Genomic DNA, 14,180 nt, shown 5'->3' with positions numbered 1-14,180 from the left:
CAGCGTTCGATGGAATCGTCGATCCGCTCCAACTCCTTGTTTTTTTAGCAATCCCGAACGGAAAACCGCTACGCAATTTTCCTGGAATTGCTATAGCCCGCCAGCACGGACTCGTTGGCCTTCAGGAACTGCTTCAGCGACACCGGCTTGCGGCCGGACAGCGTCTCGACCGAATCCGTGACCATGCCGAGATCGCCGGCGCGGGTGGCGGCATCGAAGGAGACGAGAAGCCGGGCAATCGGGTCCGGCAAGCCCGCCGCCTTCATTCCCTCGGTCAAGGCCTCGTCGGACAGTTGCACAACCTCGATCGGCTTGCCGTTGACTTCGCTGACAAGCGTCGCGACCTCGGCGACAGTGTAGGCCTGGGGGCCGGTCAGTGTGTAGGTCTCGTTCTCACCGTTGCCGGAGGCAAGCCCGGCGGCGATGGCGGCCGCCATGTCGTCGCGTGCGCAATAGGAGATACGGCCGTCGCCGGCCGAGGTATACCAATGTCCGGACGCCAGGATCTGCGGCAGCGCCATAAACAGGTTCTCGGCGTACCAGCCGTTGCGGAAGATCGTGTAGGCGATGCCGGTCGCCTTGATGGCCTGTTCCGTGCCGTAGTGGTCGGGCGCGAAGAGCACGGGCGACCCGGGCTCGGTGTTGGGCAAGGAGGTGTAAAGCAGGTGCTTGACGCCGGCCTGCCTCGCTGCCGCGACCGCAGTGACCTGCTGCGCGCGCCGCTTTCCCTGAATGGCCAATTCGTTGGTCGAGATGATCAGCGCGCGGTCGGCGCCGGCGAAGGCGGTGGGGAGGGATGCCTGATCGTCGAAGTCTGCTGCCCGCACGGTGACGCCGCGCGCGGCGAGATCCGCCAGGCTCGCCGGCGTGCGGGTGGTGGCGATGATCCGGGACGCCGGCACTTTGAAGGTGTCCAGCAGGTGGTTGACGACGCTGCGGCCAAGCTGGCCGGACGCGCCGGTGACGAGAAGGGTTTCGGGCATTGAAGGATCCTGATTTTGTGCTGAAGGGGCGGGATTCTCTTTGGTCTTTCGCAGGTCTCTAAAAGAGACCAACGCTAAAATAAGAATTGACCCGTCGCCGTAAAGAAGGCAGTTTTTCGGGAGGTAGGCACACGCAGGGAACCAGCCATGGACAGCCGGATCGTCAACCTGAAATCGAAACTGGACATCTACAAAGCGATGACCGGCGGCGGCGATCTTTCCGATTGCCCGGTCAGAGACGTGATCCAGGGTCTTAGTGGCAAATGGAGTTCGCTGCTGATGGCAGCGCTCGCCGAACAACCCTATAGCTTCGGCGAACTGCGGCGGCTGGTGCCTGATATCTCGCAGCGCATGCTCACCCAGACACTCTATGATCTGCAGCGCGACGGCTACGTGCATCGCGAAGTGTTCCCGACCAAGCCGCCGAGCGTCGAATACAGCCTCACCGATCTGGGCCGATCGATGTTCGGCGCCTTGCATCAGCTGCTCCAGTGGGCCGAGCTCAACCACGATGCAGTGCGCGAGGCGCGCAAGGGATTTGATGCCGCCCAAGCCTGAGCCCGGCTTGCGCCTGACGTAAGCGTAAAAGCGCCAGCTTGCCTTGGCTGCATCCATGAGGGATTGTGCCGCCAGTTGGCGCACGGTGAAGCTTCCCGTCGGCGGAGGTTGGCTGTCATCGGCGATGCCGCGCATTCGACGAGCCCCCACCCAGGCAAGGGGCCAACGTGGCGCTGCCCTTCATCCGCGACCGGCTGGTGGCGACCATCGCGAAGATCCCGCCGGCCCCGCGGTTCCTCGCCTCGATGGGCCGGCACGGTGATCGATCCAGGCGGGCAGGGCTTGCCGAAGCGCAGTGGCCGAGCGAACGGCGTTGGGAAGCGTAGACGATCCTCCCACCATGAAGTGCCTATTCCTTGTGAGATTTCTCCTGAGGGACAACCGCCGGAACAGAACTCCAAAAAACAGGATGTGCCGGCAGAAGCTGGCCACCGCTTCTATGCACGAGGGTCAGGATTGAGTTTGCGAGTTGATGCTCAGGCGCGGTCAAAAAGCTGCACTGGATATGAGCCTCGCCGGCTTTGCGTCGCCACAACAGCGGATAGCCAAGTCGAATTGATCTGGGCAAGAGCGCCGGCTCTCGCATCCGCAAGGACACGCCCCAGTAGCCAGTCCTGCCCATTATTGGTTTAGCGCTCAAAACATCAGCCCATTTGACCGATAGGCCCGAGCGGTTGTCCAGCAAGCCATGCCTGTCGATGATCAAGGCGGGTTTGCGAAGACCTGCGTCCCAGAAGGAAAACGCTGCTGCGATAGAGAGAAACGGCGCATAGGAGAGGGCGTATAGCAGGATTCCGAACAGTGCCATCTTCTCAAAGAGAGTCCGGCCGCCATCAGGATCCCCGAGAATGAATGCGAGCGCGGGCGCCAGCATCAGCAGGGTACAGAATGAACAGAAAAGACCCTTGAATATATACATGCCGCGACGGCAGTGGACCACGAGTGGCAGTTTGATGCTCAATGGCGGCACGAGCGATTTTCGGAATGTCGGCATCCCTGGGATGAGGATAATGTTTTCGTTATCGACTGATACTCCCATCGACGATTTCCGATCTCTTTTCGCGCGAGCTAAGCTACATCTGTCTAGAGCTGGAATGATAACGGTTTCATCGCATAATCTTTCTAATGCTTCTCACCACAAATCCCTTCGGCATCGCATAAGTGCAGTTTGCGGCGGCGGCTTTTTGCCGTCGTCGAATCGGAGCGGGCCGGCCGGGCCATGCATCTTTTTCGCCTTTGCTCTTGCGCGCGGCGATGGATTGCGCAATATGCCGAACCGTAACGTACGGTACGGCTCGCGCTCACGCGGCCAAGGACCACCATCAACGGGAACGGGACGTGTTGCTGGCACACGCCGACATCGACAACAGCGAAGGGCTGACGGAGCGGCAGCAGGCCGTCCTCGACGCGGCATTGCGGCTGCTGGTCGAGGAGGGCGACAATCTGACCATGACCGCCGTGGCGCGGCGGGCTAGCTGTTCCAAGGAAACGCTCTACAAATGGTTCGGCGACCGCGACGGCCTGTTGACCGCGACCGTGCAATGGCAGGCGTCGAAGGTGCGGGTCGCTTCAGTCGACGGCAAGGGATTGGACCTTGCGTCGCTGACGGCGAGCCTCGAGCGCTTTGCCTCCGACTGGCTCAGTGTCATTTCAAGCGATACCTCGATCGCTCTGAACCGGGTGGCGGTTGGCCATGCTGGATCGGGCAAGGACGATCTTGGCGCCGTCGTGCTGGAGAATGGCCGTTTCGCGCTGGCCAGGCGGCTGAAGCCGGTGCTCGAGGCCGGGCGTCAGGCGGGGCTTCTCGAATTTACGGATGCCGAGACGGCTTTCCGTACCTTTTTCGGGCTGGTAGGCCGGGACGTGCAGATCCGTCTGCTGCTCGGCGACCGGCTGGAATTGACTGAGGCGGCGATCGGCGGCGACGCCGCCCGGGCGACGCAGCAGTTTCTCGCTCTTTTCGGAGCAAAAGCCGGGCCGCAAGGCCTTTGATCTTAGAAAACGGGAAGGAAGTAAAATGCGCGTCTATTACGATCGTGATGCCGATCTCAACCTGATCAAGGGGAAGAAGGTCGCCATCATCGGCTATGGCAGCCAGGGCAGGGCGCACGCCCTGAACCTCAAGGATTCCGGTGCCAAGGACATCGCCATCGGCCTCAAGGCCGGCTCGGCGACCGCCAAGAAGGTCGAGGCCGACGGCCTGAAGGTGATGAGCGTGGCCGATGGCGCCAAATGGGCCGACCTGATGATGATGGCGACGCCTGACGAGCTGCAGGCCGACATCTACAAGAACGAGATCGCGCCGAACATTCGCGATGGCGCGGCCATTGCCTTCGCGCACGGCCTCAACGTGCATTTCGGCCTGATCGAGCCGAAGCCGACCGTCGATGTCGTCATGATCGCGCCGAAGGGCCCGGGCCACACGGTGCGCGGCGAATATCAGAAGGGCGGCGGCGTGCCGTGCCTGGTCGCCGTCAACCAGGACGCGTCGGGCAATGCGCTCGACCTGGCTCTGTCCTACGCCTGCGGCGTCGGCGGCGGCCGTTCAGGCATCATCGAGACCAATTTCCGCGAAGAATGCGAAACCGATCTGTTCGGCGAGCAGGTCGTGCTGTGCGGCGGCCTGGTCGAACTGATCCGCGCCGGCTTCGAGACGCTGGTGGAAGCCGGCTACGCTCCGGAAATGGCCTATTTCGAATGCCTGCACGAGGTCAAGCTGATCGTCGACCTGATCTATGAAGGCGGCATCGCCAACATGAACTACTCGATCTCGAACACCGCCGAATGGGGCGAGTATGTCTCGGGTCCGCGCATCATCACCGCCGAGACCAAGGCCGAGATGAAGCGCGTGCTGAAGGACATCCAGACCGGCAAGTTCACCTCTGAGTGGATGCAGGAATACCGCGCCGGCCTGTCGCGCTTCAAGGGGATCCGCCGCATGAACGACAGCCACCAGATCGAGGAAGTCGGCGCCAAGCTGCGTGCCATGATGCCGTGGATCTCGAAGAACAAGCTGGTCGACAAGGCCAAGAACTAAGGGCTTCGCCCAGCGGTCGCAGGTATCTTCAGGACCAAGATGGTGGACAAGGCCAGAGACCCGAGCGATCCATGCTCGATATCAAAAACCAAGAACGGCGCCTCGCGGCGCCGTTTTCATTTCAACCCGATAGATCTGGTCGCATCTCACCTGTAAGGCGACCAGCACTGCTGGCGCGGGCCATTGTAGGGCTGGAACGTATTGTCCCAGGCGCGATACGACCGGTACCTGTTATAGCACCACCGGACATGGGCACTCGAGAGCCGGCCCGCGCGATAATAGCGGCGCGGCGGCGGCGCATAATAGTCGTAGTTATTGTACAGGCTGCCGAGGCCGAGCCCCAGGCCAAGGCCCAGAATCGCGGCACCCGCGCCATCATCGTAGTAGCCGCCGCGATAGTGGCGATGGCGCCAACGCCAATTGTCGCCGCGATTCCAGTCGCCACGGTTCCAGTTGCCGCGTCCCCAGTTGCCACGATCCCAGTTGCCGCGGTTCCAGTTGCCAGACCGGCGCCATCTCCATTCGTTGTTGAACGTTCCGTTGTTGTTGCCCGCCCAGTCTTCGCGGACCGGCGTGACGGTCGGCGCCGCTGTGCTGGCGGGAATCGACAGGTCCGGCTGCAGGATCGGTCCGGCGGCGGACGGCGCCGTTATGCCGGAGACAATGCCGAGCGCAATCAGCCCGGATTTGATGGTGGAAGAAAAGAGCGAATTCATTGCACTCTCCAAGAGGTACAGGCCCCACGCCTACCCTGGGAATGGAGCCAATGTGGATGTTTGCGTCTGAACGGCGGATGAACGGAAAGGTTCCGTCAACCATGGCGTGAAATGCCGCAGGTCCAGACGATCTGGGCTTGTGGCCCTGCCAGCTTGTTTTCTCCGCCGCTTGCAGGCAAAGGTCACGGCATGTCGCTGCGCCTTGCCACTTTCAATGTCGAGAACCTGATGAACAGGTTCGATTTTTCCGGCTATCGCAATCAGCTCAACGAGGATCGGACGCTGGCGCTGTTCGATATCCAGAGCGAGGCCGAGTACAAGATGCTGGAGCAGGCCCGCGCCATCGCGCAATCAGACGACACGCGCCAGCTGACGGCGCTGGCGATCGCCGCCACCCGGGCCGACATCATCTGCATGCAGGAGGTCGACAACATCGAGGCGCTTAAGGCCTTCGAATACGGCTATCTGTTCAAGATGGTGGGGCAGGGCTACCGCCAGAAATACACCACGTCAGGCAATGATTCGCGCGGCATCGACGTCGCCGTGATGATGCGCAACGAAACCGCGCAGGGACAGCCGATCGAATTCGTGCGCATGACCAGCCATGCCTATGTCACCTACGAGCAGTTCGGGCTGCACACGCCGGAACTCGAGGCGCTCGGCAAGCAGGCCAATGAGCGCATCTTCCGGCGCGACTGCCTTGAAGTCGATATCACCGTGGGCGGTGCGCCGCTGACGCTCTACCTCGTGCATTTCAAGTCGATGGGGCCGCCCCGCAACGGGCTCGACGGTCGCGAGGCGACGATGCCGGTCCGCATCGCCGAGGCGCAAGCGGTGCGCCGCATCATCGAGGAGCGCTTCGGCAAGGAGCACGCCGCCGACAAGCGCTGGGCGATCTGCGGCGACATGAATGATTACCGCCAGCGGGTCAAGATTGCCGGCGATGATGTCGGCGGCTACCGTTTCGAGGTGGTCGACGAGGCCCGGTCCAGCATCGACGTGCTGACGGCTGGCGGCTTCTGCGAGAACGTCGTCGAGCGGCGACCGGAAATGAACCGTTGGACCTTTTACCATACCCGTGGGCCCGAAGAGCGGCATCTCTGCCAGCTCGACTATATCCTGCTCTCCAGGGGACTGGCGGCCAGGAATGCCACCGCCGTTCCCGACATCATCCGCGGTGGCCAGCCCTGGCGCACGATCTTTCCGGCAGGCCAGGAAGTCGAGCGCTTCCCACGCGCCGGCTGGGACCGCCCAAAGGCATCCGACCATTGCCCGGTGGCGATCACACTGGACATGGTTCGATAGGCGGCACTGGGGCTGATACAGATGAGTTTCGACCTGCCGCGCAATGTCATCCTGCCGGTCGATACCATCGACGTCCGGCTCGATCCCGGCCCGCACCCTTTCGCGCGGGACAATGAATGCGCAATCGCCGAAAACTGGCAGCGCGAGATAGCAGCCAATCCGGCGCTGTTCGACGGCACCGTGGTGTTGCTCTCGCAACTTGCCTGGGGCGACAACCGCCTCGTCGGCCGCTGCCATGCGGTCAACTATTCCACCTTCATGCTCTGGCGTAAGCGGCGCGAGAATTCCGGTGCCGAGCACGCCTATGCCCACGCCATGCTGGTGGCCGGCGACAATGCGCTGGTGGCGATCCGTATGGGCGCGAGAACGGCCAGTCCCGGCCGGGTCTATTTCGCCGCCGGCTCGTTCGAGCCGCTCGACTTCCGCGACGGGCAGGTCGATGTCGATTTCAACATGATCCGCGAGGTGCGCGAGGAAACCGGCCTCGACCTGTCGAATGCCGAACGAGGCAAGCGCTACCACGCCCTGTCGACGGCAAGCGGTACGGTGATCTTCCGCCGCTATCACCAGACGGCACCGGCCGACGAGATCGCGCGGCGAATCTCGGCCTTCGTCGCCACTGAAACCGATCCGGAGATCGAGGGGCCGGTGATCATCCGCCATGCCGCCGACCTTCCGGATAGCCTGGCGCCGCACATGAAGCCGCTGGTCGAGTGGCATTTCGAAAGCGGCAAGTAGGATAGTCCTGGCCTTGGTGCCTTCTACTCGTGCCGCAGCGCGTCGATCGGGTCGAGCCTGGCGCCACGCAGCGCGGGAAAGAAGCCGAACACCATTCCGATCAGCGCGGAGAAGCCGACGGCGAGCAGGATGACGGCCGGGCTCGGCGCGAAGGGGATGGTCAGGGTCACCGAGGCGAGGCCGGCCAGTGCAAGGCCGATGAGGATGCCGATGATGCCGCCGAGCAGCGACAGCACCGTGGCCTCGACCAGGAACTGGATGAGGATGTGCTTTTCATGCGCGCCGATGGCGAGCCTGATGCCGATCTCGCGCGTGCGTTCGGTGACCGAGACCAGCATGATGTTCATGATGCCGATGCCGCCGACCAACAGGCTGACGCCGGCCACCGCGCCCAGCATGCCGGTCATGGTGGTGGTGGCGCTGGCCATGGCGTCGGCGATCTGCGTCATGTCGCGGATGGCGAAATCACTTTCGCGGTCTGGCGTGACGCGGCGCGCGTCGCGCAAAATGTCCTCGACGCGCGGCTGCAACTCGCTGGTCGGCGTGCGATCGTCTGCGGCGATATAGATGTTGTCGATATCGCGGTTGCCGGCGATGCGACGCTGATAGGCATGCAGCGGCATCAAAACGACATTGTCCTGGTCCTGGCCGAAGCCGGTATAGCCCTTGGGCTCGAGCAGCCCGATTATCTTGCAGGAGGTGCGGTTGACGCGGATGATCTCGCCCTCGGGATCGCCGGCGCCGAAGAATTGCTGGCGCACCGTCTCGCCGATCAGGCACACACCGGTGCCGGAACGGGTTTCGGAATCGCTGAACGGGCGGCCGGACACCAGCTTCCAGTCGCGTGCGTCGAGATAGGCGCTGTCGGTGCCGGTGACGCCCGAAGTCAGGCTCTCGGTGCCGAAAATGACGCGCACCTGTTTCTGCGAGGCTGGCGAGATGGCGCGCGAGCCGGTGAGATGCGCGACCAGCGCCGCCAAGTCCTTCTCGGCCAATGGACGCACTGCCTGGTCGAGCCCGCCCGGGCCGCCAGGACCGGCGGGCCGCCCGGCACGGACGACCAGCAGATTGCTGCCAAGCTTGGAGATATCGGCCTTGACCTTTTGCGTGGTGCCGGAGCCGATGGTCAGCATGGCGATGACGGCGGCCACGCCGATGACGATGCCCAGCAGCGTCAGGAACGAGCGCAGCACGTTGCGGCGGATGGAGCGGAGCGAGAGGCGGACGGTTTCCCAGATCATAGTTAGGCCGTCTCCAGATTCATGGTGTCGGAGGCGACGTGACCGTCCAGGAAGCGGATTGTGCGTTCGGCGTATTCGGCGACATCGGCCTCGTGGGTGACGATTGTGATGGTGAGGCCAAGCTCCTTGTTCAGCTGCGTCAGCAATTCCATGATCTCATGGGTGCGGGCGGTGTCGAGGTTGCCGGTGGGCTCGTCAGCGACCAGAAGGGTCGGCCTGGTGACGATGGCGCGCGCGATCGCCACGCGCTGCTGCTGGCCGCCGGAGAGTTCCGCCGACGTGTGGTGCTCGCGGCCGACCAAGCCGACCTGGGCCAGCGCCTGCATGGCAAGGTCGCGGCGCTCGCGGGCGGCGACGCCGCGATAGATCAGCGGCAGTTCGACATTCTCCGCCGCGGTGGTGCGCGCCAGGAGATTGTAGCCCTGGAAGACGAAACCGACATAGAGGTTGCGCAACATGGCGCGGCGGTTGCGGTCGAGCCGGCCGGCGTCGACGCCCATGAAGGAATAGGTTCCGGCCGTCGGCGTGTCGAGGCAGCCGATGATGTTCATTGCCGTCGACTTGCCGGATCCGGACGGACCCATGATGGCGACGAATTCACCGCGCCGGATCGCCAGGTCGACGCCGGCCAGTGCGTGCACCCTTGCCTCGCCCTGGCCATAGCTCTTCCAGACCTTGTCGAAGGTGATGAGGGGCGCACCCGCGGCCACGGCTTAGCTCCGCAACTGCGAAGCGGTGATCACCTGTGCGCCTTCCTCAAGGCCCGAGGTGATCTCGGTCAGTTCGCCATCGGTCGAACCGATCTTGACGTTGACCGGATGCGGCCGGCCGTTCTCCAGCACATAAAGCGTGCGCGAGCCGTCGGTGGGGGCCGTTGCCGCCTGACGCTGGCGATTGCCGCCGGGACGCCCCATGCGGCCGGTGAACAGGTCGCTGAGGCTCCAGCCACGCGCGGCCTGTTGCGCCGGGCGGTAGCGGAAGGCGCTGGCGGGTACGGTGAGCACATCCTTGGCTTGCCTTGTGACCACCGAAACGGTGGCGGTCATGCCGGGGCGCAGCAGCAACTCGTTATTGTCGACCTCGAGCCGCGCATTGTAGGTGACGACGCCGTCCGTCGTGACCGAGGCATAGGAGATGTCGCGGATCTCGGCATCGAATGGCCGGTCCGGGAAGGCGTCGACGGTGAAGCGGGCATGCTGGCCCGACTTGACCGCGCCGATATCGGCCTCGTCGACCGCCGCCACCAATTCCATGTTCCTCAGATCCGCCGCGATGATGAACAGCACCGGCGCCTGCAGCGAGGAGGCGACCGTCTGGCCCGGGTCGACCGAGCGCGTCAGCACGATGCCGTCGATCGGCGCATAGATGGTGCTGTTGGCAAGATCGGTCTGCTGCGATTTGAGATCCGCGTTGGCGATGGCGAGATTGGCCTGGGCGCTGTCGAGCGTGGCCTTGGAACGGTCGCGCGTCGCGGTCGCCGCCTCCAGCGACTGGTCGGTCGCCATGCCGCGCTTGGTCAGGGCCGCCGCGCGCGCCAGTGCGCTCTCGTTCTCGGCCAGCGTCACCCTTGCATCCTCGACATTGGCGGCCGCCGCCTTGGCCGAGGCCTGCGCCCGCTCGATCTGGACCTGCAGCTTGGCGGTGTCGAGCGCGGCCAGCACGTCGCCCTTCTTCACCTGCTGGTTCTCGTTGACCGAAACCGAGCGTATGATGCCGGAGAGCTGGCTGGAAATGTCGACCTGAGTGAGCGGCTGCAGCTTGCCCGTTGCCGACACCTGGACGGTGAGGTCGGCCTTTGCGGCTGGCACGGTGGTGTAGTCGATCCTGGCAGGCGTGCCGGCATACCATTGATACAGGCCAAGGCCGGCGGCAAGCACGATCAGGGTGAGCAACGCATAGAGCCAGCCACGCCGCCGCGTCTTGCGCAGACCTTGTCTGTCGAGACCGAGCGCCGTCTCGATGGCGGAATCCGATTCCGTCTTTGGCAGATTGACAATCTGGTCCACGCTGGACCCCTATGATGCGTGATGTCCCTATCCGTCCACAGATCAGGCTTGATGGTTCAAATATCAAATTAAATTTCGCCCATGTTGGGATTGAGGCAGGAATGCAAACCCGGAATTACTTGCTTTACGACGTGTTTACGACCGAGCGGCTGGCCGGCAACCCGCTGGCCGTTGTGTTGGATTGCAAAGGGCTGGACACGGCCGCGATGCAGGCCATCGCCCGCGAGTTCAATCTGTCTGAAACGGTTTTCGTGCTGCCGCCGGACAACCCCAAGCACCGAAACCGCGTCCGCATCTTCACGCCCGACTATGAAATGCCGTTCGCCGGCCATCCGACTGTCGGGTCGGCCATCGCGCTGGCGGAATTGGAGGGGGAGGGCAGCGCCGGCATTTTCGTGCTGGAAGAGAATATCGGACCGGTGCGCTGCGCCGTCAGCAAGCATGATGGCGCCACCTTCGCCGAGTTCGATCTCGCCAAACTGCCGGAACCGCTGGACCTGTCCGCCGATCCGCAGGCGATCGGCGCCGCGCTCGGGCTGGCGCCACATGAGATCGGTTTCGAGAATCACCGCGTCGCGTTCTGGTCGGCCGGTGTGCCGTATGTGACCATTCCGGTTGCCAATCTCGAAGCGGCGGGCCGCATCAGGCTGGACAACCAGGCCTGGTCGGAGCTGGCGCCGCGCAAGAGCGAATGGGCCTTCGCCAGTCCCTACGTCTACTGCCGCGAGACCGTGAATCACGAAAGCGCGTTCCATGTCCGCATGATCGTGCCCGGCACGCCTTCCTATGAAGACCCGGCTACCGGTTCGGCGGCGGCGGCCTTTGCCGGCGCCATCATGCATTTCGACGGCCCGACGGACGGGGTTTCGCGGCTGTGGATCGAGCAGGGGCTGGAAATGGGCCGCCCGTCGCGCATCCGCCTGGAACTCAACGTGGAGGGCGGAAAACTGGCCTCCGCGCGCATTGGCGGCAACGCGGTCAAGGTGGCGGAAGGCAAGCTTTTCGTGTGATGTGCCGGGCTTCGCCAAAGGTTCGAGAGACCCTTGGTACGATTTGTCGGGAAATGATTCCGGCAGGGCTGGACAGGATCGGTGTCGGCGGCTATATGCCCGCCAACGCCGGTTTTTGCCGGCCGAGTGGGTGCGTAGCTCAGTTGGTAGAGCAGCTGACTCTTAATCAGCGGGTCCACAGTTCAATCCTGTGCGCACCCACCAAATTCTTCAAAGACTTGGTGGAAAGACCCTGAAAGCGAGACACGTTTGGCGCGTCTCGGGCCGTGCCTCTGATCGTGATCTTTGACGAGCGACGGCACTTCTTTTTCAAGTCGGCTGGGTCAGAATCTATTGAGCGCCAGGGGCGGTAGCGGCCATGAAAAGCTGCCCGCAGCGTCGCCGCGCCTCCTGTCAGGCGGCGCGCTCTCGACCGGGGTAGCTGTGACGGTGCTCTTGGCTTTTTCATGTTCGGTGTATATGTTCCATATACGAACCGTATATGGAGATCCCGATGGGCATCGTGAACATTGATGATGACTTGCACGATCAGCTGCGCAGGGCGAGCAAGGTATCGTATCGTTCGATCAATGCGCAGGCCGCCTACTGGATCAAGGTCGGCATGCTGTGCGAGACCAATCCGACGCTCAGTTTCACGGAGATCATCGAGCGCGAACTCAGTTCCGCCGGCGTTTCGGCTCAATCACTGGCTTTCAGCGAAGCATGACGAAGCAGCCTCAGGAACTGGCACTGCTCGCCGAATCCGGCCGGCTGCTGGCCTCCGTCTTCGGTCTGCTGGATCGAGCCTCGCTTGCCGGTGCGTCGACCCTTCAGATCAATGACATGGTCGAACGCTTCATCGTCCACGATCTCCAGGCCCGACCCGCGAGCAAGGGCCAATATGGCTATGGTTTTGTGTTGAATTCTTCGGTGAACGATGTGGTCTGCCACGGCATTCCATCGCAATCGGATGTGCTTCGGGACGGAGATATCGTCAATTTCGATATCACGCTGGAGAAGAACGGTTATATCGCCGATTCCAGCAAAACCTATCTCGTCGGCGAGGTCACTCCAGCCGCCAGGAGGCTGGTCCACACCACCTACGAGGCCATGTGGATGGGCATCCGGGCTGTTCGTCCGGGGGCGCGGCTCGGGGACATCGGCTGGGCGATCGAACGCCATGCCAAGCGAAATGGCTATTCCGTGGTGCATGAATATTGCGGTCACGGCATCGGCACGGAGATGCATGAGGAACCGCAGGTTCTGCATTTCGGGAAGCCGGGAACCGGCCTCGCCCTCCGCGAGGGCATGGTCTTCACGATCGAGCCGATGCTCAATCGAGGCCGGCGGACTGTCAGAACCGAGGCTGACGGCTGGACTGTCGTGACGAGAGACGGGTCGCTTTCCGCGCAGTTCGAGCACACCGTCGCCGTTGCGGCTTCCGGCGTATCGGTGCTGACGCTGCGCCCTGACGAACTAGCCGCGCTGAAAAACGCGGCTTAGAAACCGGCCGAATCGGAAAGCAATGCTCTTTTCCGTGGCATCGTTAGCGCCGATTCCGCCTTTCCCGCCTGAGCCTATTTCTCCGAAACACCAGCCTCGGCAAAGCTTGCCATCCTGGCATGGCACTCCAGCGCCGAGCGGACGATGTTGACGGCGAGGCAGGCGCCGGAGCCTTCGCCGAGCCGCATGCCGAGATCGAGCAGCGGCGGCAGGCCAAGCGCTTCGAGCAGGCCTCGGTGGCCTGATTCGGCCGAGACGTGGGCGGCGATGGTGTGGGCGAGCCCGGTCGGATGCAGTCTTGCCAGCGGAGCGGCCGCGGCGGTGCAGACGAAGCCGTCGAGCAGCACGGGTATGCCCAGATGCCGTGCGGCCAGCGCGGCGCCAAAGATCGCGGCGAGTTCGCGCCCGCCAAGGGCGGCGGCGACGCCCAGCGGATCAGCGAGGGCGGCGGCGTGGCGCTTCAGGCCGGCTTCGATGGCCACCACCTTGCGCTTCAGGCCGGCATCGTCGACGCCGGTGCCGCGCCCGGTCCATTTTTCCGCGCCACCGCCGAACAGCGCCGCCGAAATGGCGGCGGCCGGCGTGGTGTTGCCGATGCCCATTTCGCCAAAGCAGACGAGGTCGAGGTCTTTTGTCACCGCGTCATAGCCGGCGGAGACGGCGGCAAGGAATGTTTTCTCGTCCATTGCCGGCACTTGCGTGAAGTCGCCGGTGGGATGATCGAGATCGAGCGGTATAACGTCGAGTTCGGCGCCGGCGACGCGGGCGAGCTGGTTGATGGCGGCGCCGCCGCCGGCGAAATTCGCCACCATCTGCACGGTGACTTCCGAAGGATAGGCCGAGACGCCTTGAGCGGTGACGCCGTGGTTGCCGGCGAAGACGAACACCTTCACCCGGTCGAGTTTCGGCATGTCGCGGCCCTGCCAGCGCGCCAGCCATGCGGCAAGGCTCTCCAGCCGGCCGAGGCTGCCTTGCGGCTTGGTGAGCGTGTCCTGGCGGCGGGCGACGGCATTGGCGGCTATCTCGCTGCCGGCGGGCAGGTCAAGGCAGGCCGCGCGCAATTCATCGAGGGATTTGAAGGGCATGGGGGCAAGGTCTCCAAAA

15 protein-coding genes and 1 tRNA gene are annotated in these 14,180 nt (G+C 63.4%); 9 read left to right on the top strand and 7 right to left on the bottom strand.

Features of this window, described 5'->3' with window-relative positions; all coding sequences use genetic code 11:
- Nucleotides 1-68: 68 nt before the first annotated feature.
- Nucleotides 69-983: an SDR family oxidoreductase gene (locus FJ958_RS13075; RefSeq protein WP_140743157.1), complete on the bottom strand. Its 915-nt coding sequence runs from the start codon at nt 981-983 to the stop codon at nt 69-71.
- 147 nt (nt 984-1,130) lie between these two features.
- Between FJ958_RS13075 and FJ958_RS13070 the strand changes: the two genes are divergently transcribed.
- A complete protein-coding gene (locus FJ958_RS13070; RefSeq protein ID WP_140743155.1) occupies nt 1,131-1,541 on the top strand; it encodes a helix-turn-helix domain-containing protein in 411 nt (136 codons plus the stop codon).
- 349 nt (nt 1,542-1,890) lie between these two features.
- On the opposite strand, the gene FJ958_RS13060 is transcribed toward FJ958_RS13070, so the two are convergent.
- Nucleotides 1,891-2,580 carry a hypothetical protein gene (locus FJ958_RS13060; RefSeq protein WP_140743153.1) on the bottom strand — a complete coding sequence of 230 codons (690 nt, stop codon included), beginning with the start codon at nt 2,578-2,580 and terminating at the stop codon, nt 1,891-1,893.
- A gap of 299 nt (nt 2,581-2,879) precedes the next feature.
- Between FJ958_RS13060 and FJ958_RS13055 the strand changes: the two genes are divergently transcribed.
- Complete coding sequence (locus FJ958_RS13055) at nt 2,880-3,533, top strand: TetR/AcrR family transcriptional regulator (RefSeq protein WP_140743151.1); 654 nt, start codon at nt 2,880-2,882, stop codon at nt 3,531-3,533.
- A 25-nt stretch (nt 3,534-3,558) separates the two neighbouring features.
- Complete coding sequence (ilvC, locus tag FJ958_RS13050) at nt 3,559-4,578, top strand: ketol-acid reductoisomerase (protein WP_140743149.1); 1,020 nt, start codon at nt 3,559-3,561, stop codon at nt 4,576-4,578.
- Nucleotides 4,579-4,724: 146 nt separating this feature from the next.
- Here the strand turns inward: ilvC and FJ958_RS13045 are convergent, their stop codons facing one another.
- Nucleotides 4,725-5,294, bottom strand: a complete 570-nt coding sequence (locus FJ958_RS13045; protein ID WP_140743147.1) for a BA14K family protein — start codon at nt 5,292-5,294, stop codon at nt 4,725-4,727.
- A 189-nt stretch (nt 5,295-5,483) separates the two neighbouring features.
- Between FJ958_RS13045 and FJ958_RS13040 the strand changes: the two genes are divergently transcribed.
- Together FJ958_RS13040 and FJ958_RS13035 are read left to right on the top strand one after the other, a co-directional pair.
- On the top strand, nt 5,484-6,599 hold the full coding sequence (locus FJ958_RS13040; RefSeq protein ID WP_140743145.1) for an endonuclease/exonuclease/phosphatase family protein: 1,116 nt from the start codon (nt 5,484-5,486) through the stop codon (nt 6,597-6,599).
- 21 nt (nt 6,600-6,620) lie between these two features.
- Entirely contained in the window at nt 6,621-7,337 is a 717-nt protein-coding gene (locus FJ958_RS13035) for a hypothetical protein (RefSeq protein WP_140743143.1), read from the top strand.
- A 23-nt stretch (nt 7,338-7,360) separates the two neighbouring features.
- Here the strand turns inward: FJ958_RS13035 and FJ958_RS13030 are convergent, their stop codons facing one another.
- Genes FJ958_RS13030 through FJ958_RS13020 form a run of 3 tightly spaced genes read right to left on the bottom strand, consistent with a single transcriptional unit; the run spans nt 7,361 to nt 10,584 of the window.
- Nucleotides 7,361-8,578, bottom strand: coding sequence for an ABC transporter permease (locus FJ958_RS13030; protein ID WP_140743141.1), 1,218 nt, complete (start codon nt 8,576-8,578; stop codon nt 7,361-7,363).
- A 2-nt stretch (nt 8,579-8,580) separates the two neighbouring features.
- A complete protein-coding gene (locus FJ958_RS13025; RefSeq protein ID WP_140743139.1) occupies nt 8,581-9,288 on the bottom strand; it encodes an ABC transporter ATP-binding protein in 708 nt (235 codons plus the stop codon).
- A 3-nt stretch (nt 9,289-9,291) separates the two neighbouring features.
- Nucleotides 9,292-10,584 (bottom strand): efflux RND transporter periplasmic adaptor subunit, encoded by a 1,293-nt coding sequence (locus FJ958_RS13020; RefSeq protein ID WP_140743137.1) that lies wholly within the window; start codon nt 10,582-10,584, stop codon nt 9,292-9,294.
- 101 nt (nt 10,585-10,685) lie between these two features.
- Between FJ958_RS13020 and FJ958_RS13015 the strand changes: the two genes are divergently transcribed.
- From FJ958_RS13015 to map, 4 genes are all read left to right on the top strand, one after another.
- Nucleotides 10,686-11,594, top strand: a complete 909-nt coding sequence (locus FJ958_RS13015) for a PhzF family phenazine biosynthesis protein (RefSeq protein WP_140743135.1) — start codon at nt 10,686-10,688, stop codon at nt 11,592-11,594.
- 128 nt (nt 11,595-11,722) lie between these two features.
- Nucleotides 11,723-11,798: transfer RNA gene (locus FJ958_RS13010), tRNA-Lys, on the top strand.
- Nucleotides 11,799-12,087: 289 nt separating this feature from the next.
- Complete coding sequence (locus FJ958_RS13005) at nt 12,088-12,300, top strand: ParD-like family protein (RefSeq protein ID WP_140610451.1); 213 nt, start codon at nt 12,088-12,090, stop codon at nt 12,298-12,300.
- Nucleotides 12,297-13,076 carry a type I methionyl aminopeptidase gene (gene map, locus FJ958_RS13000; RefSeq protein WP_140743133.1) on the top strand — a complete coding sequence of 260 codons (780 nt, stop codon included), beginning with the start codon at nt 12,297-12,299 and terminating at the stop codon, nt 13,074-13,076. Before FJ958_RS13005 ends, map begins: the two co-directional genes overlap by 4 nt.
- A 74-nt stretch (nt 13,077-13,150) precedes the next feature.
- Here map and cobT read toward each other — a convergent pair whose 3' ends face one another.
- On the bottom strand, nt 13,151-14,161 hold the full coding sequence (gene cobT / locus FJ958_RS12995; RefSeq protein ID WP_140743131.1) for a nicotinate-nucleotide--dimethylbenzimidazole phosphoribosyltransferase: 1,011 nt from the start codon (nt 14,159-14,161) through the stop codon (nt 13,151-13,153).
- Between the last annotated feature and the right edge of the window lie 19 nt (nt 14,162-14,180).

This window comes from Mesorhizobium sp. B2-3-5, from assembly GCF_006442395.1.
GTDB lineage: Bacteria > Pseudomonadota > Alphaproteobacteria > Rhizobiales > Rhizobiaceae > Mesorhizobium.
The sequence above is the reverse complement of the archived record's forward strand: the minus strand, read 5'-3'. Positions and strand labels throughout refer to the sequence as shown.